This window comes from Microvirga roseola (genome assembly GCF_020866965.1).
Lineage (GTDB): Bacteria > Pseudomonadota > Alphaproteobacteria > Rhizobiales > Beijerinckiaceae > Microvirga > Microvirga roseola.
Map to the genome: position 1 here is coordinate 112,931 of NZ_JAJATX010000009.1, position 21,462 is coordinate 134,392.

General features: G+C 65.4%; 19 protein-coding genes and 1 tRNA gene. 14 read left to right on the forward strand and 6 right to left on the reverse strand.

Annotated elements, in window-relative coordinates:
- The first annotated feature begins 23 nt into the window (after positions 1-23).
- The 7 genes from LG661_RS08525 (at position 24) to LG661_RS08555 (ending at position 5,629) form a co-directional block, all read left to right on the forward strand.
- A complete protein-coding gene (locus tag LG661_RS08525; protein ID WP_407666682.1) occupies positions 24-1,028 on the forward strand; it encodes an ABC transporter substrate-binding protein in 1,005 nt (334 codons plus the stop codon).
- 37 nt (positions 1,029-1,065) lie between these two features.
- The gene (locus LG661_RS08530) at positions 1,066-1,848 is read left to right on the forward strand and encodes an ABC transporter ATP-binding protein (RefSeq protein ID WP_230531444.1); all 783 of its coding nucleotides are present in this window, start codon (positions 1,066-1,068) and stop codon (positions 1,846-1,848) included.
- Positions 1,845-2,690 carry an ABC transporter permease gene (locus tag LG661_RS08535; RefSeq protein WP_230531445.1) on the forward strand — a complete coding sequence of 282 codons (846 nt, stop codon included), beginning with the start codon at positions 1,845-1,847 and terminating at the stop codon, positions 2,688-2,690. The genes LG661_RS08530 and LG661_RS08535 overlap by 4 nt, the downstream gene beginning before the upstream one ends.
- A 104-nt stretch (positions 2,691-2,794) precedes the next feature.
- Positions 2,795-3,325: a MarR family winged helix-turn-helix transcriptional regulator gene (locus tag LG661_RS08540; RefSeq protein ID WP_230531446.1), complete on the forward strand. Its 531-nt coding sequence runs from the start codon at positions 2,795-2,797 to the stop codon at positions 3,323-3,325.
- A gap of 90 nt (positions 3,326-3,415) precedes the next feature.
- Positions 3,416-4,333 carry a DMT family transporter gene (locus LG661_RS08545; RefSeq protein WP_230531447.1) on the forward strand — a complete coding sequence of 306 codons (918 nt, stop codon included), beginning with the start codon at positions 3,416-3,418 and terminating at the stop codon, positions 4,331-4,333.
- Entirely contained in the window at positions 4,330-4,710 is a 381-nt protein-coding gene (locus tag LG661_RS08550) for a TfoX/Sxy family protein (RefSeq protein ID WP_230531448.1), read from the forward strand. The genes LG661_RS08545 and LG661_RS08550 overlap by 4 nt, the downstream gene beginning before the upstream one ends.
- Positions 4,658-5,629 (forward strand): 2-hydroxyacid dehydrogenase, encoded by a 972-nt coding sequence (locus LG661_RS08555; protein ID WP_230531449.1) that lies wholly within the window; start codon positions 4,658-4,660, stop codon positions 5,627-5,629. Before LG661_RS08550 ends, LG661_RS08555 begins: the two co-directional genes overlap by 53 nt.
- A gap of 163 nt (positions 5,630-5,792) precedes the next feature.
- On the opposite strand, the gene LG661_RS08560 is transcribed toward LG661_RS08555, so the two are convergent.
- Together LG661_RS08560 and LG661_RS08565 are read right to left on the reverse strand one after the other, a co-directional pair.
- Positions 5,793-5,868 (reverse strand) — tRNA-Ala (locus tag LG661_RS08560).
- An 83-nt stretch (positions 5,869-5,951) separates the two neighbouring features.
- The gene (locus tag LG661_RS08565) at positions 5,952-6,332 is read right to left on the reverse strand and encodes a TIGR02300 family protein (RefSeq protein WP_230531450.1); all 381 of its coding nucleotides are present in this window, start codon (positions 6,330-6,332) and stop codon (positions 5,952-5,954) included.
- 168 nt (positions 6,333-6,500) lie between these two features.
- On the opposite strand from LG661_RS08565, the gene aroA reads away from it, so the two are divergent.
- From aroA to LG661_RS08585, 4 genes are all read left to right on the forward strand, one after another.
- Complete coding sequence (aroA, locus tag LG661_RS08570) at positions 6,501-7,847, forward strand: 3-phosphoshikimate 1-carboxyvinyltransferase (RefSeq protein WP_230531451.1); 1,347 nt, start codon at positions 6,501-6,503, stop codon at positions 7,845-7,847.
- 7 nt (positions 7,848-7,854) lie between these two features.
- The gene (cmk, locus tag LG661_RS08575; protein WP_230531452.1) at positions 7,855-8,478 is read left to right on the forward strand and encodes a (d)CMP kinase; all 624 of its coding nucleotides are present in this window, start codon (positions 7,855-7,857) and stop codon (positions 8,476-8,478) included.
- A gap of 88 nt (positions 8,479-8,566) precedes the next feature.
- The gene (locus LG661_RS08580; protein ID WP_230531453.1) at positions 8,567-9,370 is read left to right on the forward strand and encodes a DUF1194 domain-containing protein; all 804 of its coding nucleotides are present in this window, start codon (positions 8,567-8,569) and stop codon (positions 9,368-9,370) included.
- A gap of 12 nt (positions 9,371-9,382) precedes the next feature.
- Positions 9,383-9,760: a methylglyoxal synthase gene (locus LG661_RS08585; protein WP_230531454.1), complete on the forward strand. Its 378-nt coding sequence runs from the start codon at positions 9,383-9,385 to the stop codon at positions 9,758-9,760.
- Here LG661_RS08585 and hrpB read toward each other — a convergent pair.
- Entirely contained in the window at positions 9,757-12,222 is a 2,466-nt protein-coding gene (gene hrpB / locus LG661_RS08590; RefSeq protein ID WP_230531455.1) for an ATP-dependent helicase HrpB, read from the reverse strand. The two genes, LG661_RS08585 and hrpB, sit on opposite strands and share 4 nt — an antisense overlap.
- A gap of 42 nt (positions 12,223-12,264) precedes the next feature.
- A complete protein-coding gene (locus LG661_RS08595; protein WP_230531456.1) occupies positions 12,265-12,876 on the reverse strand; it encodes an HAD family hydrolase in 612 nt (203 codons plus the stop codon).
- A gap of 94 nt (positions 12,877-12,970) precedes the next feature.
- On the opposite strand from LG661_RS08595, the gene LG661_RS08600 reads away from it, so the two are divergent.
- Positions 12,971-13,711 carry a sulfite exporter TauE/SafE family protein gene (locus tag LG661_RS08600; RefSeq protein ID WP_230531457.1) on the forward strand — a complete coding sequence of 247 codons (741 nt, stop codon included), beginning with the start codon at positions 12,971-12,973 and terminating at the stop codon, positions 13,709-13,711.
- 1 nt (position 13,712) lies between these two features.
- On the opposite strand, the gene LG661_RS08605 is transcribed toward LG661_RS08600, so the two are convergent.
- On the reverse strand, positions 13,713-16,004 hold the full coding sequence (locus tag LG661_RS08605) for an NADP-dependent malic enzyme (RefSeq protein ID WP_230531458.1): 2,292 nt from the start codon (positions 16,002-16,004) through the stop codon (positions 13,713-13,715).
- A gap of 147 nt (positions 16,005-16,151) precedes the next feature.
- Here LG661_RS08605 and mutS point away from each other — a divergent pair, with 147 nt between their 5' ends.
- Positions 16,152-18,878 (forward strand): DNA mismatch repair protein MutS, encoded by a 2,727-nt coding sequence (gene mutS / locus LG661_RS08610; protein WP_230531459.1) that lies wholly within the window; start codon positions 16,152-16,154, stop codon positions 18,876-18,878.
- 8 nt (positions 18,879-18,886) lie between these two features.
- Here the strand turns inward: mutS and LG661_RS08615 are convergent, their stop codons facing one another.
- The gene (locus LG661_RS08615; RefSeq protein WP_407666683.1) at positions 18,887-19,339 is read right to left on the reverse strand and encodes a response regulator; all 453 of its coding nucleotides are present in this window, start codon (positions 19,337-19,339) and stop codon (positions 18,887-18,889) included.
- A gap of 413 nt (positions 19,340-19,752) precedes the next feature.
- Here LG661_RS08615 and LG661_RS08620 point away from each other — a divergent pair, with 413 nt between their 5' ends.
- Entirely contained in the window at positions 19,753-21,291 is a 1,539-nt protein-coding gene (locus LG661_RS08620; RefSeq protein WP_230531460.1) for a YifB family Mg chelatase-like AAA ATPase, read from the forward strand.
- The last annotated feature ends 171 nt before the right edge of the window (positions 21,292-21,462 follow it).

The following is a 21,462-nucleotide window of genomic DNA, read 5'->3' on the forward strand; positions in this document are numbered from 1 at the left end:
CTGCCGGGGCGAAAGGAATGCAGATGAAGCTGAACGCTTTCATGGCGGGACTGTTGGCCGCCTGTCTTGGCGGGAACGCCTTGGCCCAGCAGCCGCTGACAGAGGTGACCTTCGGCACCAACTGGATCGCCCAGGGAGAGCATGGGGGCTACTATCAGGCTCTCGCTGACGGAACTTACGAAAAGTTCGGCCTGAAAGTCACCATCGTGCCGGGCGGCCCGCGCGCCAACAACCGCATGCTGATGACCGTCGGCAAGCTCGACTTCTACATGGGCGGCAGCATGATTCAGGCCTTCTCCGCCGTTGAGAAGGACATCCCGACCGTTGTCGTCGCAGCCCACTTCCAGAAGGAGCCGCAAGTCCTCCTCAGCCATCCGGGCCAGGGCTTCGACACGTTCGAGGATCTGAAGAAGTCGAATGACATCCTTCTCTCGAAGGATGGCTTTGCGACCTTCTATCAGTGGATGAAGGCCGAGCATGGGTTCAAGGACGACCAGATGAAGCCCTATGGCTTCAATCCAGCCCCCTTCATCGCCAACAAGGCCGCCCTCCAGCAGGGCTACGTCACATCCGAGCCCCTGACCATCGAGAAGGCCGCTGGCTTCAAGCCCAGCGTTTTCCTTCTCGCCGATCATGGCTTCAGCACCTACTCCACGACCGTGGAGACGCGCCGCGAACTCATCGAGAAAAGCCCCGATCTCGTGCAGCGCTTCGTCGATGCATCGACCATCGGCTGGTACAACTACCTTTACGGCGACAACGCGAAGGCGAAGGAACTCATCAAGCGCGACAATCCGGAAATGACGGATGAGCTTCTGGCTTACTCGCACGCCAAGATGAAGGAGTACGGCATCATCGATTCCGGCGATGCGGAAGAGCTCGGCATCGGCGCCATGACCGACGAGCGCATGAAGGATTTCTTCGATAAGATGGTGAAGGCCGGCCTCTTCAAGCCCGACCTCGATTACAAAAAGGCCTATACGCTCCAGTTCGTGAACAAGGGTGTAGGCTTGGACTTGAGGAGATAAGGGGAGCGGCGCTTCCTCGGAAGCGTTGCCGCGCGCCATGACAGAGCCAGGATCCACGCTCATCTCGGTCAAGAACGCGACCAAGGTGTTCGCGAACGGCGTCACGGCTCTCGCAGGGTTCGATCTCGATATCTGCGCCGGCGAATTCGTATCGCTGCTCGGTCCCTCGGGGTGCGGGAAATCGACGGTGCTGCGCCTCATCGCAGGCCTGAGCCAGCCGACCGAAGGGCGCGTAGTCTGGCCGGATTCATCCGGCGACGATCACCGTAGCGAGATCGGCTTCGTTTTCCAGGAACCGACCTTGATGCCCTGGGCGAACGTGGCGGACAATGTGTGGCTGCCTTTGCGCCTGCGCGGCGTCTCCCGGCGGGACGCGAGGGAGCGCATCGCAGAGAGTTTGGCTCTCGTCGGCCTGGAGTCCTTCGCCAAGGCCTACCCGCGAGAGCTTTCAGGCGGCATGAAGATGCGCGCGTCGATTGCGCGGGCGCTCACGGTGAAGCCTCGCCTCCTCCTGATGGACGAGCCTTTCGCCGCCCTGGACGAGATCACGCGCTTTCGGCTCAACGACGATCTCCTGAGGCTCCAAAGCGAGCTGCGCTGCACGGTCGTCTTCGTCACCCATTCGGTCTATGAGAGCGCCTATCTCTCAAGCCGGATCGCAATCATGTCCCCGCGCCCCGGCCGGATCGTTGCCGAAGTCGAAGGGCAAGCTCCAGGCCCGCGGGCTCAAGATTTTCGCACAAGCCTGCATTATACCGATCTCTGCCGGCGCATTTCGACGGTGCTCATGGATGTGACAGCGGAGGAAAGCCTCCGATGACACCCGCTTCCGGCACACGACCCCCGGCACGCAGGAGCCCGCTCCAGATCCTCCTGCCCCTCGCCGTTTTCGCAGCTGCGATCGGGGCCTGGGAGGCATATGTCCGGATCGAGGCAGTCCCGCCCTACATCCTGCCGGCCCCGAGCCTGGTTGCGGCGACCCTCCTGGCCGATTGGCAGGTTCTGTCCGCCTCGCTTCTCACGACCCTGAAAACGACCCTCCTCGGCCTCGTCCTGGCCGTTCTGGGGGGCGTGACGCTCGCCATCTGTCTCAGCCTGTCGCGGATCGTCGAGTATTCCCTCTATCCCTTTGCCGTCGTGCTGCAGGTCACGCCCGTCATTGCGATCGCGCCCCTGCTCCTGATCTACATGCCGCAGGATCTTGCAGTGCTGGCCTGCGCCTGGCTCGTGGCCTTCTTTCCCGTTATCTCGAACACGATGCTGGGCCTGCAGTCGGTCGACAGAAACCTGATGGAGCTCTTCGAGCTTTACGGCGCGCCCTCGGGACAGGGGCTCAAGTCCCGCATCGTGTCGCGGCTGAAGGCCTTCTGGTATCTGCGCTGCCCGGCAGCCCTGCCGGCGTTCCTGACAGGCCTTCGGATTGCGGGCGGCCTGTCCCTCATCGGTGCCGTCGTGGCCGAGATGGCTGCGGGCTCTGCAGGAGCAGGTTCAGGCCTTGCCTACCGAATCATCGAAAGCCAGTACCGGCTGAACATCCCCCGTCTCTTCGCAGCCCTTGTTCTCCTGGCGGCGACGGGTGTCGTCCTGTTTCTCCTCCTGTCGGCCGTCACCCATCTTGTCCTGCGGCGCTGGCATGAAAGTGCTCTTCGCGCCGAAAGCTGATGTTCCTCGTTTTTCGCCTGTTATTTTTTGCCGGCTTGTCATCTAACCGTCACGACTCCACGTCCATGCTGCCTAAAGCAAAGCTCCGAATGGCGGGGGAATGGATGGACAAGGACGTCACACATCCGGGCGTGAAGAGCGTCGGCTGGGCTCTGGTTCAGGCCTCGCGCCTGCATCGCAGCCGTACAGGAGACAAGTTGTCCGAGCTCGGCCTCTTCGCTGGCCAGGAGCAAGTTCTCCAGGCTCTGGCGAATGCAGCGGGCCCTATGACCATGGGAGAGCTCGCCTCCATCCTGCGGGTGCGCCCGCCGACGGCCTCCAAGACTGTCTCGCGCCTCTCGACTCTGAAGCTCGTCGAGCGCCACACCGAGCCCGGCGACGCCCGGATCGTCCGCGTGAAGCTCACCAAGGAGGGCAAGCGCAAGGCTGCCGCCATCGACGCGATCTGGGACGAGGTCGAGGCCGAACTTCTGGCCGGCTTCGACAACAAGGACCGCAAGCGCCTGAGGAAGCTCCTGCGCAGGGCCGCCAAGAACCTCGCCGGCGTTACCGGCGCGGATCAGACCGGCTTCGAGACCGACGATGAACCCGACGAGCTAGAAATCTCGGAGCGGGAACTGGCCGTCACGGCTTGAAATAGTCCTTTTGACCTCTGTCCGGCGCGCAGGAGGGCTGTGCGCTGTTAGCACTCGCCGACGGGATGCCGGACCGCTAGCATCCCGACAATGGCCGATACCGTCCCCTCCTCTGTGCCCGTGCGGACCTCAGCCCACCGGGAGCGCCTGACCGGCATCGCTCTCATGTGTGGGGCGCTGCTTTGCTTCTCGTGCCTCGACGCCACCGCGAAATGGGTCAACCGCTCGGTCGACCCGCTGGTCACCGTCTGGGCCCGCTACGTCTCGGCGGCCGTCCTTACGTCGCTGGCCCTCAATCCCGTCACGAAACCCGGTCTCCTGAGGACCCGTCGGCTGCCGCTCCAGCTCATCCGGTCTCTTCTTCTCTTCGTCTCCACGCTCTGCAACTTCATTGCCCTGCAATACCTGCAGCTGGTCGAGACCCTCTCGATCATGTTCTCGACCCCCCTGATGGTGGCGCTCCTCGCAGGGCCGATCCTGGGCGAGTGGGTCGGGGCGCGGCGGCTCATTGCCATTGGGATCGGGTTCATCGGCATCCTTGTCATCACGCGGCCCGGCCTCGGGACCATGCATCCTGCGATCCTGCTCTCGCTGGCAGGAGCCATCGCCTATGCCTTCTATGGGATCGTCACACGGATGCTGGCGGCTACAGATTCCTGGGCAACGACCACCATCTATTCGAGCATTGCGGGCATCGCCCTGATGACGCCGCTGCTGCCCTGGATCTGGACGACGCCGCCATCGGCGCTCACCTGGTTTCTCCTGGCGATGACGGGCGCCTTCGGGGCCTTCGGGCACTGGCTCCTGGTGCTCGCCCACATCCGGGCTCCGGCGGCGATCCTCTCGCCCTTCATCTACACCCAGATCGTCTGGATGCTGGCCCTGGGCTATATCGTCTTCGGCGACTGGCCCGATTCATGGACCTTCGTAGGTGCAAGCATCGTCATCGCCTCCGGGCTTTACCTGATCTATCGTGAGCGCGTCAGATCCAAGGGATCCCCTCAATGAGCGATCTTCCTGTCAGCTCTCTCCCCGGCTTAGGACCCGTGACCCAGGTTTGGCTGGAGGAAGCGGGCATCCGTACCGTGACGGATCTCCGCGCCATCGGCTCGACAGAGGCCTATCGGCGGCTCAAGTTTATGTTTCCCCGCCGCGTCAGCGTCAATGCCATCTATGGCCTTGAGGCAGCTCTTCGCGGCTGCCATTGGCTCGACTTGCCGCAGGATGTGAAAACAGCTCTTCAACACCAGGCCAAGGACATCAACGAGGCCCTTCGCCGGGGGCATCGGCCCGGTGCACTCTTTAAAAAATCGAACGACAGAAGGAAACGCCATGACGACAGCCGACATCCTGATGACAGCGCCGATGATGCCGGTGGTGATTGAAGGCCTCGATAAGGCCTGCAGGCTCCACCGCCTCTGGGAGCACGAGGACCGGGATGCCTTCCTGCGTGAAGTCGGCCCCCGCATCCGTGGCGTCGCCACCAGCACCCTCTATGGACGCCTCGAGGCATCCCTCTTCGACCGCCTGCCGAATCTGGAGATCGTCTCCAGCTTCGGCGTGGGCTACGACAATGTAGATGCGGTGGAGGCAGGCCGTCGCGGCATCGTCGTCACCAACACGCCCGGCGTTCTCGACGACGAGGTGGCCGACCTCACCATCGGGCTTCTTTTGGCGACATTGAGGAAAATCCCGCAGGCGGACCGCTACCTGCGCGAGGGGCGGTGGCTCAAGGGCCCCTTCCCTCTCTCGCCGACCCTGCGCGAGCGCAAGGTCGGCATCGTGGGCCTCGGGCGCATCGGCAAGGCAATCGCACGACGGCTGGAGGGCTTCGGCGTCAGCATCGCCTACCATGGCCGCACCCGGCAGGAAGGCGTCTCCTATGCCTATCATCCGAGCCTCCTCGGCCTGGCGGAGGCTTCGGACGTGCTGATCGTGATTACGCCCGGCGGTGTCTCCACGAAGCATCTCATCAATGCCGAGATCCTGAAGGCGCTGGGTTCGAGCGGGGTGCTGATCAATGTGGCGCGCGGCAGCGTCGTGGATGAGCAGGCGCTGATCGAGGCGCTGAAAGCGGGCACGATCCTGAGCGCAGGCCTCGATGTGTTCGAGGACGAGCCGCGCGTGCCGCAGGAGCTGATCGAGATGGAGCATGTGGTGCTCCTGCCCCATATCGCCTCCGCATCCGTCCATACACGCAACGCCATGGCCCAGCTCGTCGTCGACAACCTGGTCTCGTGGTTCGAAGGCAGGGGGCCTCTGACCCCCGTTCTGGAGACGCCTTATCGAGGTCGCGAGGCCTGACGCGTCCACGGCCGCGGCCTGAGGTTAGGCAGAGCAGGATGAGAACAGGAGGGCTTGGGCCAGCGAGGGCAAGGCAGCCCTAAAAGCTCAAGTCCACCTTACAGTCGCATCAGGCGGAATGGGTCTTGGCTTTGAAGGTGGCCGAAGCGGATATTCGGTAATTTGGTGGAGCCAGGCGGAATCGAACCGCCGACCTCTTGAATGCCATTCAAGCGCTCTCCCAACTGAGCTATGGCCCCACGTTGGCCGCGGCATTTGGGGGCGCCGCGGTGGGTCGCTGCGTCAAGCAGCGGCGTCTCTATAGTCGGGTCCGTTGCGAGGTTCAAGCCTCTTCGTCGTCTTCGAGATCGCTGTCGATCAGATCCGACACGTCGTCGTCACCTTCTTCCTCGTCCTCGAGGAAGGTGTCGTCGTCGCCGACATCCTCGCCCACGTCGATATCGTCGTCGACCGGGATGTCCTTCTCCGATTCGGCAGCCTCGACCTCGTCCAGGGAGACCATCTCCGGTCCGACGGCCTCGATCTCGGTCTCGTCCTCGTCAGCCGCAGCCCGGGCAACCGCGGGCGCAGCCACACGGCTCAAGGCGGCAGCCTGGAAAGCAGTGCCGCATTTCGGGCAGACCGCAGGGTCCTTGTTGAGATCGTAGAATTTCGCGCCGCAGCTCATGCACTGGCGCTTCAAGCCGAGTTCCGGTTTGGCCACGGTCAATCGCCTTCGAGTTGAATGGTTGGGAAAGCTCCGTTAGTCGCGAGGACTTGGCTTGTCAAATAGGAAAATTCAAGGGCTGGCTGCACTTGCGCCAGCTTGCGCGTGACGGCATTGCAGCCTCGTGTTAGGAGCCCGCCCTAAGAAAAGGTAAGGAATGCAAGAATGTCGCACGCCCATGGTCCGGCCTCGCCGGCGTCCAGCCGGTCTGGGAACCCCCTGAAGGGGCGCGTGCGCGTCCCCGGCGACAAATCCATTTCCCACCGCTCCATGATCTTCGGCCTCCTCGCCATCGGCGAGACCCGGGTCGAGGGTCTTCTCGAAGGCGATGACGTGCTGCGCACGGCCGAAGCCTGCAAGGCGCTCGGCGCCGGCATCACCCGGGAGGCTCCCGGGCGCTGGCGCATCCGGGGCGCCGGGATCGGCGGCCTGAGTGAGCCTGCGGGCATCCTCGACTTCGGCAATGCGGGCACCGGCTCGCGCCTGATGATGGGCGTCGCCGGAAGCCACCCGATCACTGCGACCTTCGACGGCGATGCTTCCCTTCGCAAGCGCCCGATGCGGCGCATTCTCGACCCCCTCGCCAAGATGGGGGTCACGGTCGTCAGCGAGGCCGAGGGCGGACGGGTTCCGCTGACCCTGCGCGGCCCCAAGGAGACGATCCCGATCACCTACGAGACCCCGGCGGCCTCGGCCCAGATCAAATCGGCGATCCTGCTCGCCGGCCTCAACTCCCCTGGCCGCACCACCGTGATCGAGCGCGAGGCGACCCGCGACCACACGGAGCGGATGCTGCGCCACTTCGGGGCGACCGTGGAGGTCGCGCCCCATGGCGCCGACGGCCGCGCCGTCACCCTGCAGGGTCAGCCGGAGCTGCGCGGGACCGATATCGTCGTGCCCAGCGACCCCTCCTCTGCCGCCTTTCCCCTGGTTGCGGCGCTCATCACTCCGGGCTCCGACATCGTGATCGAGGGCGTGATGATGAATCCCCTTCGCACAGGTCTCATCACCACGCTCCTGGAGATGGGAGCCTCCATCGAGCGCCTGAACGAGCGCGACGAGGGCGGTGAGACCGTGGCGGATCTCCGGGTTCGCCACAGCCGTCTGTCCGGCGTGACGGTTCCGGCCGCCCGCGCTCCCGCCATGATCGACGAATATCCGATCCTCGCGGTTGCCGCTTCCTTCGCTCAAGGGACGACCCGGATGCAGGGGCTGCACGAGCTGCGGGTCAAGGAATCGGACCGCCTCGCCGCCGTCGCTGCGGGACTGGCGGAAGCCGGCGTCGAGCATGAGATCGAGGGGGACGACCTGATCGTCCACGGTTCCAGCAAGGTCCGCGGGGGCGGTCGACCCGTCGCGACGCATCTCGATCACCGGATCGCCATGTCGTTCCTGGTCATGGGGCTCGCGAGCAGCGAAATCATGACGGTGGACGACGGAGCCATGATCGCCACGAGCTTTCCCACCTTCATCCCGCTGATGCGGGAGCTTGGCGCCACCATTCACGATTAAGTCTGTCATGATCATCGCCATCGACGGCCCCGCCGCATCGGGCAAGGGAACCCTGGGCAAGCGCCTCGCCCAGCATCTCGGCTATGCCCATCTCGACACCGGCCTGCTCTACCGGGCCGTCGCCCGGGTGCTCTTGGACCAGGAAACGGCCCTGACCGACCGTGATGCGGCCGCACATGCCGCCCGGACGCTGGACGTGACCCATCTCGACGATGCCCGCCTGAGGGGAGCCGAGATGGGCGAGGCCGCCTCGGTGATCTCGGCCTACCAGCCTGTCAGGGACGCTCTTCTGGCCTTCCAGCGCCAGTTCAGCCGGCAGGAACCCGGGGCCGTCCTCGACGGGCGGGATATCGGGACCGTGGTCTGCCCCGATGCGGACGTGAAGCTGTTCGTCACCGCCACCCCGGAGGAGCGGGCCCGGCGGCGTCACCTGGAAATCCTCAACCGGGGCGAGACGGCGGATTACGAGACAATCCTCGCGGATATCCGCCGCCGGGACGAGCGCGACATGAACCGCAGCACCGCTCCCCTGCGGCCTGCGGAGGACGCTCTCACGCTCGACACGACCCAGCTGAACGCCGAAGCGGCCTTCCGCGCCGCCCTCGACCTCGTGGAAGCGAAGCGCCGCTAGGCCTGGAAACCGATGCCAAGTTGACCTTGCGTCATTGTCAGAAGCTGGCACACTCCTAAAACCATTTCGGCTCCCGAAGGAGACAACGATGGTTCGTTCCGGCTTTGCTCGTCTCGCTGCAGGACTTGGCCTCGCTCTGGCCCTCCTAGCCCCGCCGGTTCGGGCTCAGACCGAGAACGAGGTCGATCTCGCCCTCGTCATCGCGGTCGATGTCTCCTTCTCGATGGACACCGACGAACAGGCCCTGCAGCGGGAGGGGTTCGCCGAAGCCTTCCGGTCACAGCCCGTCCACGACGCCGTTCGCGGCGGCATGCTGGGCCGGATTGCGGTCAGCTACATGGAATGGGCCGGCTCGCCCGACCAGAGGGTCATCATTCCCTGGACGATCCTCGACAATTCCGAGAGCCTGATGGCCTTTGCGGACAGGATCGCCTCGGTTCCCTTACGCCGCGCACAACGGACTTCGATCTCGGGCGCCATCGATTTCGGCGTGAAGATGCTGGAGGACAGCGGCGTGACGGCGACGCGGCAGGTGCTCGACATCTCGGGCGACGGGCCGAACAACCAGGGCCGCTACGTCATCGAGGCGCGGGACGAGGCGCTCGCCAAGGGCATCATCATCAACGGGCTTCCGATCATGCTGCGCAAGCCCGGCTATCTCGACATCCCGGAACTCGATGTCTACTACAAGGACTGCGTGATCGGCGGTCAGGGAGCCTTCACGGTGCCGGTTCGCGAGCGCGACCAGTTCATCGAAGCCATCAAGACCAAGATCCTGCTCGAGATCGCCAATCTCATTCACGAGGAACCCAAGATCACCCGCATTCAGGACGCTCCGCGCACCAACTGCCTCGCCGGCGAGATGCAGTGGCGGGACCGCTGGAACAACTAAGTCATACCTCCCATGAAACAGATGACGCTGGCGCTCGTGGCCCACGACGCCAAGAAGGACGACATGGCCGATTTCGTGGCCATGTACGAAGAAGACCTCCGCCCCTTCGCCCTGGTCGCGACCGGCACCACGGGCGGGCGGGTCATGGAACGTTGTCCCGCACTCTCCGTCACCCGGCTGAAGAGCGGCCCTCTGGGCGGCGACCAGCAGATTGGCGCGATGATCGCTGAAGGCCGGATCAACGCGCTGTTCTTCTTCGTCGACCCTCTCTCGCCCCATCCCCATGACGTGGACGTGAAGGCGCTGATGCGCGTGGCGCTCGTCTACGATATCCCGATGGCTCTCAACCGCGCCACGGCGGGACGGTTGATCGAATCGTTCCGGAGTTAGGTGCCTCGCGGCTTGGCGCGCCGGGTCGGCGGCGCAGCCAGCGGATCCTCGGGCCAGGGGTGCTTGGGATATTGCCCGCGCATATCGGCCCTCACCGCCGCCCACGAACCGCGCCAGAACCCGGGCAGATCGCGGGTGATCTGGATGGGGCGCTGGGCCGGCGAAAGCAGATGCAGCACGAGCGGCACCCGCCCCGCGGCGATGGCGGGATGCTTGTCGAGGCCGAACAGTTCCTGCACCCGCACGGCGAGGACAGGTCCCTCCTCCGCCCCATAATCGACAGGAATCTGGGAACCGGTCGGCACTTCAATATGGGTCGGCGCCTCCGCATCGAGCCGCCGCTGAAGATTCCAGGGCAGGAGGCCGCGCAGGGTCTCGCTCAGGAGGTCGGGACCGATGTCGGACAGACCCGTCTTGCCCACGAGATGCGGTGCGAGCCATTCCTCGGCATCCGAGGCCAGCGCCTCGTCGGAAAGGTCGGGCCACTCGTCGCCCTCCGCCCGGCGGAGAAACATCACCCGCTCACGCCACTGGGCCAAAGCCTTCGACCAGGGCAGGACGTCGAGGCCGAGCGAGACCAGGCCTGCCGCGAGTGTGCGGGCTGCTTCCTCGGTCGCCGGAACCTTCAGGGGGCGCTCGTTCAACACAAGGACGCCGTATCGGCGCACTCCGCGGGCCCGTAACGCCCTTGCTTGGCGGTCGAAGGCAACCTCGTCGCGCTGTTCGATGGCGCTGCCGAAGAGCGCATCGATCTCGTCAGGTGAAATGGCGGAAGCCGCGAGGATCCGCGCCGAGGCCGCGCCGCCTGCAATCTCGGCGATGGAAAGGTAAGGCTCCTTCGCCAGCCGGTCGTACGGCTCAAGGCTCGCACCCCGCCCGTTCGCCATCAGGTACTCGCCTGCCTTGCCCCGCGCCTTCGCCAGCCGGTCGGGATAGGCCAGCGTCAGGAGCGCGCCGATCGAGCGCGGCTCGCTCTTCATCGAGCCATTGCTTCCCTTCGCCCAGCCCTCCGCCATGCGCCGCATGTCATCGGCCCGCTTGGAGCGGTCGCGGCGGAAGCGCTCGACGCGCTCGGAGAGGTCGACCGCGTCTCCGCCGAGGCCGCGCTCGACGAGTACGGCGGCAAGGTCCGCCGCATCGCGCGCCTGTCCGCTCTCGCCTGCGAGCAGCACCATCCGCGCAAGGCGTGGCGGCAGGGGCAGGTCGCGTAGCTTGCGGCCCGTTTCCGTGATGCGCCCCTCATCATCAAGTGCGCCGAGTTGCTGAAGCAGCGTCCCCGCCTCCTTCAGCGCCGGCGCAGGCGGCGGGTCGAGGAAGGCCAGCGCCGTCGGATCGGTGACGCCCCAGGCTGCGCAGTCGAGGAGCAATGGCGCGAGATCGGCCGAGAGAATTTCCGGGCGTCCGAACGGCTCCAGGGCCCCGGTCGCTGCCTCTTCCCATAGCCGGTAGCAGACGCCTGGCTCCGTGCGGCCAGCACGCCCCCGGCGCTGATCTGCTGCGGCGCGGGAGACGCGGACGGTCTCCAGGCGCGTCAGGCCGATATTCGGCTCATAGACGGGCACGCGGGCAAGTCCCGAGTCGATGACCACGCGGACGCCCTCGATAGTGAGCGAGGTTTCTGCGATGGAGGTGGCGAGCACCACCTTGCGGCGGCCCGGCTTCGCTGGACTGACTGCCAGATCCTGCTCGCCTCTGTCGAGCGCGCCGTAAAGCGGCGCGATGTCGATGGCGGCGTCAGTGATGCGTTCGCGCAGGGCGGTTTCGACCCGCCGGATCTCCCCCTGCCCCGGCAGGAAAACGAGAATGGACCCGCCCTCGGCGCGCAGGACCCGCGTCACGGCCTCCGCCGCCTGCTCCTCGATGCGCCGGTTCGGATCGCGCCCGAGATAGCGGGTCTCGACCGGATAGGCGCGCCCTTCCGATTCGATGACGGGCGCATCCCCTAGAAGCCTTGCGACACGGGCGCCGTCCAGGGTCGCAGACATGACGAGGAGGCGCAGGTCCTCCCTCAGCCCTCCTTGGGCATCGAGGGCGAGAGCAAGGCCCAGATCCGCGTCGAGGGAGCGCTCGTGAAACTCGTCGAAGAGGACGGCGGCGACGCCCTCCAACTCCGGATCGTCGAGGATCATGCGGGCGAAGACGCCTTCGGTCACCACCTCGATCCGCGTCCTGCGGCTGACCTTGGAGCCGAGACGCACGCGCAGACCGACCGTTTCTCCCACCGCCTCGCCCAGCGTCTGCGCCATGCGCGCCGCAGCGGCGCGGGCTGCCAGACGGCGCGGCTCCAGCACGATGATTTTGCCGTCTTTCACCCAGGGCTCGTCGAGAAGCACCAGCGGTACGCGCGTGGTCTTGCCCGCGCCTGGTGGCGCGACGAGAACGGCGCTGGAGCGCGCCCGCAGGCTCGCCGTCAAGTCGTCGAGGACGGCATCGATGGGAAGGGAGGTGTCGAAAGCGCGCATGCCGCCTGATGGCTCAAGCCGCCCGAGAGAGCAAGCCGGTCATCAAGCCGGGAAACCGTAGCGGCAAAGCTCCGCAGCGAGATCCATCGGCTCGGCATAGTGGATGGCATACATGCCCACGGCGCGGGCTCCTTCCACATTGGCTTTTGAATCGTCGATGAAGATGCAGTCGCCGGCCTCCAGCCCATAGCGGTCGAGCAGGAGGCGATAGATGGCGGGATCGGGCTTCAGGAGGCGCTCGTCCCCGGAGACGACGATGCCGTCGAAGCCTGCCAGGAATGGAAAGCGTTGCTGCGCCAGGATGAATTTGGGGCCGGAGAAATTCGTGATGCAGAAATTCGGCACGCCCGCTTCCCGCAGGCGCTGGAGCAGGGCGACGTGCTCCTCGAACACGCCGGATACGGTCTCGCTCCAGCGCTCGTGAAAGGCGCGAATCGGCGCTTCGTGCCGGGGATGGTCCTTGATGAGGAGAGCCACCGCCTCGTCCCAATCCCGCCCGCGATCCTGCTCCACGTTCCAGTCATGGGTACAGACATTCGACAGGAACCACTCCATCTCCGCCTCGTCGTCGAAAATGCGGCGGTAGAGATTACGCGGGTCCCAACGCAGCAGGACGTTGCCGATATCGAACACGACAGTCTTCGGATTACCCATAGTCACGGTTTACTTTCTTAAGCCCAACCCGGCGCAGCAGTAGCGCACCCGATGTGGTAAAGCCATCCATGCCAACTTGGCCGAGACCATCGGAATGGAAGAAGTCACGGTTCTTCAATATGCCGCCGTCGCCCTCTGCGCCCTTCTAGCAGGCACGATCGGCGGAGTCGCCGGCTACGGCACGGGATTGCTGATGCCGCTGGTACTCGCTCCCATTGCGGGCCCTGAGGCTGACGTTCCGATCATCGGCCTTTCCGTCCTCTTCACCAATGCGAGCTGTGTCCTCGCCTTCCGGAATGATGTCGATCTTCGACGCGCCGTTCTGATCGGCGGCGTGGCCTTTCCGACCTGCCTTCTCGGTGCATACGGCTACACCTTTCTCACCGGCCGGGGAGCAGCCCTCGTCATCGGCACCTTCCTGGTTCTCATGGTCCCTGCAAGGCGCCTGCTGAAGCGGCTTCGTACGCAGCTATCGGAAGGCTCTCTGGCGGCAGCCGGCGCCGGTTACGGCTTGCTCGTCGGCGGAACGGCGGGCTCGGGCGTGGTCCTGCTGTCGATCCTCATGGCGGCGGGGCTGAACGGGCGCGCCGTGATCGCGACGGATGCCGTCGTGTCCATCGTTCTCGGTTTTGCGAAGACGGGCGTCTTCCAGATCTTCGGGGCCCTGCCCGTCTCTTCGTGGATCATGGCGCTGATCGTGGGCTTGTCGGCCACGCCTGGGGCCTTCATCGCCAAGCGGCTGACAGAGACCCTGCCCGTTCACATTCACAATGCCATTCTCGACGCCGCCATCATCTGCGGCGGCGTCCTCCTGATCGCGCAGGCGCTGTTCTGATTCACCCGCCGATGTTGTAGGCGGCCAGCGCAGCCATGTTGACGATGTCGTTGTCGGTTGCGCCGAGCGACACGATCTGGACCGGCTTGTCGAGGCCCACCACCATGGGGCCCAGCACCATCGCGCCGCCGAGTTCCTGCAGCATCTTGGTCGAGATGGAAGCGGAGTGGAACGCAGGCATCACAAGGACATTCGCCGGTCCGGTGAGACGGCAGAACGGGTACTGCGCCATCAGGTCCCGGTTGAGCGCCACATCGGCCGCCATCTCGCCGTCATATTCGAAATCGACGCGCATGCCGTCGAGGATCTCGACAGCGTCCTGGATCTTCTCAGCGCGTTCCGCCTTCGGATGGCCGAAGCTCGAGAAGGACAGAAGCGCTACGCGCGGCTCGTATCCGAGACGGCGCGCGACGCCGGCGGCCTCGATGGCAATCTCGGCCAGTTCCTGCGCGCTCGGCATTTCGTGAATCGCCGTGTCTGCCACGAGCACCGTGTGGCCGCGTGCAAGGCACAGGGACAGGCCGATGACGCGGTGGCCGGGCTTCTCGTCGATCACGTGCCGCACATCGGCGAGAGCCGTGGAATAGTTGCGCGTCGCGCCCGTCACCATGGCGTCCGCATCGCCGAGCGCCACCATGGAGGCGGCAAAGTGGTTGCGGTCCTGGTTGATCAGGCGCTGACAGTCCCGGAACAGATAGCCCTTCCGCTGCAGGCGCTCGTAGAGGAACTGCGCATAGGTCGCATTGCGGTCGGACAGGCGCGCATTGTGGATCTCGATGCCCTCGCGTCCTTCCAAATCGATGCCGGCTGCCGTTGCCGTCTCGTAGATACGCTCCTCGCGTCCGACGAGAATGGCGCGCCCGAGCCCCTGGTTGATGAAGGACAGGGCGGCGCGGATCACCTGCTCTTCCTCACCCTCCGCGAAGACCACGCGCTTCGGGAACTTGCGCACGCGCTCGAAGATGCGGTTGAGCGTGCCGGCGACAGGATCGCGCCGGGCGGAGAGCTGGGCCTTGTAGGCGCGCATGTCCACGATGGGACGTCGTGCGACGCCCGTATCCATGGCAGCCTTCGCGACAGCCATCGGGATCGTGTGGATCAGGCGCGGGTCGAAGGGTACGGGGATGATGTAGTCGCGCCCGAAGCGCGGACGCGCACCTTGGTAGGCTGCCGCCACTTCGTCCGGCACGTCCTCACGGGCGAGTTCCGCTAGAGCCTGAGCGGCGGCGATCTTCATCTCCATGTTGATCGTGGTCGCCTGCACGTCGAGCGCGCCGCGGAAAATGTAGGGAAAGCCGAGGACGTTGTTGACTTGGTTCGGATAGTCGGAGCGGCCCGTTGCGATGATCACGTCGTTGCGGATGCGCGCAACCTCTTCCGGCGTGATCTCCGGATCGGGATTGGCCATGGCGAAGATGATCGGATTGGGGGCCATCGAGCGGATCATCTCATCCGTGAACGCCCCCTTGGCCGAGAGCCCGAACACCGCATCGGCGCCGTTGAGCGCATCCGCCAGGCTGCGCGCCTCGGTCTGGGCCGCATGGGCCGATTTCCACTGGTTCATGCCCTCCGTGCGGCCCTTGTAGATCACGCCTTTCGTATCGCAGAGGATCACGTTGTTGGGCGCGAAACCCATGGCCTTGAGGAGTTCCGTGCAGGCGATGCCGGCCGCGCCTGCGCCGTTCACCACGAGCTTGGTTTCGGCCATGTCGCGGCCCGTCAGGTGCAGCGCATTGATGAGGCCCGCCGCCGCGATGATGGCCGTGCCGTGCTGATCGTCGTGGAATACGGGAATGTCCATCAACTCCCGCAGGCGCTCCTCGATGATGAAGCACTCGGGAGCCTTGATGTCCTCCAGGTTGATCCCGCCGAAGGACGGACCGAGATAGCGCACGCAGTTGATGAAGGTGTCGGCATCCTCGGTGTCGACCTCGAGGTCGATGGAATCCACATCCGCGAAGCGCTTGAACAGGACGGACTTGCCCTCCATCACGGGCTTGGAGGCGAGCGCCCCGAGGTTGCCGAGGCCGAGAATCGCCGTGCCGTTCGAGATCACCGCCACCATGTTGGAGCGGGTGGTGTAGTCGAAGGCGAGGGACGGGTTCTCCGCGATGGCCTTCACCGGCACGGCCACGCCCGGGGAATAGGCGAGCGAGAGGTCCCGCTGGGTCGCCATGGGCTTGGTGGGCACGACCTCCAGCTTCCCGGGCCGTCCCTGAGCATGGAACTGCAGCGCCTCCTGGTCCGTGAAGGTCGGGCGATTACGGCGGTTCGGGCGCTGTTCGTCGTTCATGTTTTGCGGCTTTATGGTTAAGGCGTTTCCTGAAAGGGGATGCGACCTTAAGACATGGTGCCCGCTTTCCTCAAGACTTGTCCACATTCCGGCTCCGGACCCCATGACACGGGTGTAAGGACGCCCGCGCTTTGCTAGACAGGAGGGATGTCGTCCCAAGCCGCCTACCAGCCCCTCGAAGCCGCCGAGCCGAACGCTGCACCTGGGTCCAAACCTGTCCAGGACAGCCGCGTCACGCCCATGATGGCTCAGTATATCGAGATCAAATCCGCCAATCCGGACAGCCTGCTGTTCTACCGGATGGGCGATTTCTATGAGCTTTTCTTCGAGGATGCGGAAATCGCCAGCCAGGCGCTTGGGATCGTGCTCACCAAGCGCGGCAAGCACCAGGGACAGGACATCCCCATGTGCGGCGTGCCCGTGGAGCGGGCCGACGACTATCTCCAGCGCCTGATCGGCCTCGGCCACCGGGTCGCCGTCTGTGAGCAGACGGAGGATCCGGCGGAGGCGAAGAAAAGGGGCCCCAAATCCGTGGTGCGGCGGGATGTCGTGCGCCTCGTCACCCCCGGCACCATCACCGAGGAACGCCTGCTGGAGCCGGGCCGCGCCAACTACCTGCTCGCCATCGCCCGCCGGCGGGTCTCCGAGACCCAATGGTGCTACGGGCTGGCGGCCGTCGACATATCCACAGGGCACTTTGCTCTGAGCGAGACGGACGGGGCCGGCCTCTCCGCCGAGATCGCCCGATTCGAGCCCCGCGAGATCCTCGTTCCGGACGTCATTAACGACGATCCTGAACTGAGGGCTTTCTGGCAGGAGACACGGGCCTCCATCACGCCCCTCTCCCGCGAGGGCCTCGATCCGGCCTCCGCCGAGCGGCGGCTCAAGGATTATTTCGGGGTTGCGACGCTCGATGCCTTCGGCGCCTTCAGCCCGGCGGAGGTCACGGCGGCGGGCAGCGCCCTTTTCTACATCGAGAAGACGCAGATCGACAGCCGCCCGGTGCTCAACCCGCCCTCGCGGGACAATGTCGGCGCAGCGCTCGCCATCGATGCGGCGACCAGGGCCAACCTCGAACTCACCCGCACCCTCTCCGGCGAGCGGACGGGCAGCCTGCTCGCCACCATCGACTGCACGGTGACGCCCGGCGGAGCGCGTCTGCTGGCGGAGCGGCTGGCGGGTCCTCTCACGGAACCGAACCTCATTCGCGACCGGCAGGATGCGGTTGCGGCGCTCGTCGAGAACGGCGACCTGCGCGAGCGCCTTCGGCGCACCCTCAAGCGCTCCCCCGACATGGCCCGGGCGCTCTCGCGCCTCGGTCTCGGACGCGGCGGCCCGAGGGACCTGGCCTGCGTGCGCGACGGGTTGTTCGCTGCCCGCGAGCTCGGTCTCGAACTCGCCATTGCGCCCAATCTGCCGCGGGAATTGTCCGAGGCGGCGCAACTGCTGCAGCGCCTGCGCACCGATGTGGCCGACAGGCTGGCGGCCGCCCTTGCCGACGAACTGCCCCTCCTCAAGCGCGACGGCGGCTTTATCCGTGCGGGCTTCGATGCCAATCTCGACGAGTTGCGGGAGCTCCAGCAGGATTCCCGCCGCTTCATCGCCGCACTTCAATCACGCTATGCCGCCGAGACCGGCTGCCGGACCCTTCGCGTCAAGCACAACCACATGATCGGTTACTTCGTGGAAGTGCCGCAGAATGTGGGCGAAGACCTGCTCAAGGAGCCGTGGAAGGACACCTTCGTCCACCGCCAGACCATGGCGGGCGCGATGCGCTTCTCCACCATGGAGCTGGGCGAACTCGAAGCGAAGATCGCGTCGGCCGCCGACCGGGCGCTGAAGATCGAGCTCGCCCTGTTCGAGGAGATGGTGCAGGCGCTGCTCGAACTCGCCGGCGATGTGGCCGCGGCCGCCGACGCCATCGCCGTCATCGACGTGACTTCTTCCCTTGCGGATCTGGCCGTGCGCCTCGACTGGACGCGGCCCCTCGTCGACAGCAATCTTGCCTTCGAGATCAAGGGCGGACGCCATCCCGTCGTGGAGGCGGCCCTCAAGCGCGAGGGCACCCCATTCATTGCCAACGACGCGGATCTTTCGGGCAAGGAGGCGGGGCATATCCAGCTGATCACCGGCCCGAACATGGGCGGCAAATCCACCTATCTGCGCCAGAATGCGCTCATCGTCGTGCTCGCGCAGATGGGCTCATACGTGCCTGCAAAGCAGGCCCATATCGGCATTGTCGACCGGCTCTTCTCACGCGTCGGCGCCGCGGACGATCTGGCGCGCGGTCGCTCGACCTTCATGGTCGAGATGGTCGAAACCGCCGCAATCCTCAATCAGGCGACGCCGCGCTCGCTCGTCATTCTGGATGAGATCGGTCGCGGCACCGCCACCTTCGACGGCCTCTCCATCGCCTGGGCCGCCATCGAGCACCTGCACGAAGCCAATCGCTGCCGTGCGCTCTTCGCCACCCATTTTCACGAGCTGACGGCTCTTGCCGACCGCCTGCCGCGCATCTCCAACGCCACGCTCAAGGTCACGGAATGGAACGGCGAGGTCGTCTTCCTGCACGAGGTCGTGCCAGGTGCGGCGGATCGCTCCTATGGTCTGCAGGTGGCGCGCCTGGCGGGCCTGCCTTCGGCAGTGGTCGAGCGGGCGAAGACGATCCTGAGCGAACTGGAACGGTCGGATCGCGAGAGCCCGAAACGGGCGCTCCTCGACGATCTGCCTCTCTTCGCCGTTCCCGTGCGCACCGAGCCTGTCAAAGAAGCGAAGCCGGATCTCCTGCGGGAGGCGCTCGAAGCGCTCGATCCCGACCAGATGACGCCGCGCGAGGCGCTCGACGCGCTCTACCGGCTGAAGGCTCAGAAATAGCGGGTGAATCAGGACAGCTGGGAGCTGTCCTCGCGGCTGCGCCGGCTGAAGGGGATGAACGTCATCGTCCGACTCTCATCAGCATCGCGGTCCTGCTCGGCCATCACATAGGCGAGCGCCTCGCGGACGCCACGCTCCGTGTAGGGCTTGGCGATGACTCCGCGCGCTCCCGCGAAATCCTCGGGGATGCGCTTGGTGTTCGCGGTCATGAAGAGAACGGTCACATCCCGCTCCGCCGTTAGCCTGCGCGCGACATCGACGCCTGTCGGGCCATCCGCCAGATGAATGTCCACAAAGGCGAGGTCGGGCGCGAGTTCGCGGCCCAGATCCAGCGCCTCTTCGGAGGAGGCCGCGACCCCGACGACGTCGTGACCGGCATCCTGCAATAGGCTCTCCAGCTCCATTGCAATCAGGATCTCGTCTTCGACGATGAGGATCCGCAGAGGCTTGTCGCAGCTCACGCTGCGCCTCCCCCAGAAGCGCGGATAAAATGGCCATTCATGATAAGCGCAGGACACCTTGAGAGAGTCGTGTGTGACCGATCATGGCGGGCATTCCCGCAGCCGGCTTCCGATAGGTGAGATGGGGCTAGCACGACAGTCCGCTCTTCACAACAGGCCCAGTGTTGCTTCCGCGGCACAGCCCCCCAGCGGCAGATCGGCTCGATACATGATGCTGCACCCCCATCGCACAGGACAGCCCAAGGCGCCCCGAGATCTCTTTTCCCCATATAGTCGGACTCAACGCACCCGTTGCGGCAGAGTTCCAGGAAGATACGGAAGGGGCTGGAGCTCCCCCTGAGTGATACATAAGAAATGATATCTCGTTTCAAATAGCTGCGCTAAAATCGGGCTTCCATCGGGGAGCTCACATCATGGTCATGCGCGTATCCACTGTCGCCTTCGAGGGTATCGAGGCGCGCATGGTCGATGTGCAGGTCCAGATTTCCCCCGGCAACGTCGTCTTCATGATCGTCGGCCTTCCCGACAAGGCGGTGGCGGAATCCCGCGAGCGGGTCCGCTCGGCTCTCATCGCCTCCGGTCTCGCCCTGCCGGCCAAGCGCATCACGGTCAACCTCGCCCCCGCCGATCTGCCGAAGGAGGGAAGCCACTACGATCTTCCCATCGCGCTCGGCGTCATGGCGGCCATCGGAGCCATTCCCGCCGACGCCCTCAACGGCTTCACGGTCCTGGGCGAGCTCGCCCTCGATGGTTCGATCACCCCGGTGGCGGGCGTTCTGCCCGCCGCCATGGCGGCCAATGAGCGCCAGCACGGACTGATCTGCCCCGAGGCCTGCGGTCAGGAAGCCGCCTGGGCCAGCAGCGACATCGAAATCCTGGCGCCCCGTTCGCTCATCCAGCTCGCGAACCACTTCAAGGGCACACAGGTCCTGAAGCGGCCGGAGCTTGGGATCGTGCCCGCCTCCGGATCCTTGCCGGACCTGCGCGACATCAAGGGTCAGGAGAGCGCGAAGCGCACGCTCGAAATCGCCGCGGCCGGCAGCCATAACCTGCTGATGAACGGCCCTCCCGGCGCGGGCAAGTCCATGCTGGCCCAGCGCCTGCCCTCGATCCTGCCGCCGCTGATGCCCCGGGAGCTGCTGGAAATCTCCATGATCCAGTCCGTGGCGGGCCTCCTGGCGGATGGCGCGCTTTCCAACCGACGCCCATTCCGGGCGCCCCATCACTCCGCCTCCATGGCGGCCCTGGTCGGCGGAGGCCTCAACGCGCGGCCGGGCGAAGCCTCGCTGGCCCATAACGGCGTTCTCTTCCTCGACGAGCTTCCGGAGTTTCAGCCCCAGGTGCTCGATTCCCTGCGCCAGCCCCTGGAGGCCGGCGAGATCCTGATCGCGCGGGCGAATCACCGGGTCACCTATCCGGCCCGCTTCCAGCTCGTGGCGGCCATGAACCCCTGCCGGTGCGGTCAGGCCACCGAGCCCGGCTATGTCTGCCGTCGCCAGCCGAGCGAGCGCTGCATCGCCCAGTATCAGGCGAGGCTCTCAGGTCCGCTGATCGACCGGATCGACCTCGTCATCGACGTCCCGGCGGTCACGGCCGCCGACATGATCCTCCCACCGCCGCTGGAGGGATCGGCGGACGTCGCCACCCGCGTCGCTCGGGCGCGGCAGGTGCAGGAAAAGCGCTATGCGGCCCTGAAGCTCGAGGGCATCACCACCAATGCGGCCTGCCCGCCGGCGCTGCTGGAGGAGGTGGCGAAGCCCGATTCGGACGGCTTGTCCCTGATTCGCGATGCCGCAAACGCCATGCGGCTCTCGGCGCGCGCCTTCCACCGGGTCCTGAAGGTCGGCCGCACCCTGGCCGACCTCGACGGGGAGGAGCGGGTCCGGCGCATTCATGTCGCCGAGGCCCTCTCCTACCGCTCCCAGGCGGACCGGAGATCGGCGGCGGCTTGACCGTTGAGAAGCAAGGGAAAACGAAAATACGGCGGATGAACCGCCGAAGCAGGCTTAATGTTTTCCATCGCAAACCTTATATTTTCTGTCACAAAACAGTTTGAAATGAGCGCTATGCCAAGGTCACAGAGAGCGGGTCCGGAGACCGGCTCGAGATCCGGAACGCCACCC

Coding starts and splice junctions, on each gene's coding strand:
- LG661_RS08525 (WP_407666682.1), top strand. CDS start 24: ATGAAGCTGAACGCTTTCATGGCGGGACTGTTGGCCGCCTGTCTTGGC.
- LG661_RS08530 (WP_230531444.1), top strand. CDS start 1,066: ATGACAGAGCCAGGATCCACGCTCATCTCGGTCAAGAACGCGACCAAG.
- LG661_RS08535 (WP_230531445.1), top strand. CDS start 1,845: ATGACACCCGCTTCCGGCACACGACCCCCGGCACGCAGGAGCCCGCTC.
- LG661_RS08540 (WP_230531446.1), top strand. CDS start 2,795: ATGGACAAGGACGTCACACATCCGGGCGTGAAGAGCGTCGGCTGGGCT.
- LG661_RS08545 (WP_230531447.1), top strand. CDS start 3,416: ATGGCCGATACCGTCCCCTCCTCTGTGCCCGTGCGGACCTCAGCCCAC.
- LG661_RS08550 (WP_230531448.1), top strand. CDS start 4,330: ATGAGCGATCTTCCTGTCAGCTCTCTCCCCGGCTTAGGACCCGTGACC.
- LG661_RS08555 (WP_230531449.1), top strand. CDS start 4,658: ATGACGACAGCCGACATCCTGATGACAGCGCCGATGATGCCGGTGGTG.
- aroA (WP_230531451.1), top strand. CDS start 6,501: ATGTCGCACGCCCATGGTCCGGCCTCGCCGGCGTCCAGCCGGTCTGGG.
- cmk (WP_230531452.1), top strand. CDS start 7,855: ATGATCATCGCCATCGACGGCCCCGCCGCATCGGGCAAGGGAACCCTG.
- LG661_RS08580 (WP_230531453.1), top strand. CDS start 8,567: ATGGTTCGTTCCGGCTTTGCTCGTCTCGCTGCAGGACTTGGCCTCGCT.
- LG661_RS08585 (WP_230531454.1), top strand. CDS start 9,383: ATGAAACAGATGACGCTGGCGCTCGTGGCCCACGACGCCAAGAAGGAC.
- hrpB (WP_230531455.1), bottom strand. CDS start 12,222: ATGCGCGCTTTCGACACCTCCCTTCCCATCGATGCCGTCCTCGACGAC.
- LG661_RS08595 (WP_230531456.1), bottom strand. CDS start 12,876: ATGGGTAATCCGAAGACTGTCGTGTTCGATATCGGCAACGTCCTGCTG.
- LG661_RS08600 (WP_230531457.1), top strand. CDS start 12,971: ATGGAAGAAGTCACGGTTCTTCAATATGCCGCCGTCGCCCTCTGCGCC.
- LG661_RS08605 (WP_230531458.1), bottom strand. CDS start 16,004: ATGAACGACGAACAGCGCCCGAACCGCCGTAATCGCCCGACCTTCACG.
- mutS (WP_230531459.1), top strand. CDS start 16,152: ATGTCGTCCCAAGCCGCCTACCAGCCCCTCGAAGCCGCCGAGCCGAAC.
- LG661_RS08620 (WP_230531460.1), top strand. CDS start 19,753: ATGGTCATGCGCGTATCCACTGTCGCCTTCGAGGGTATCGAGGCGCGC.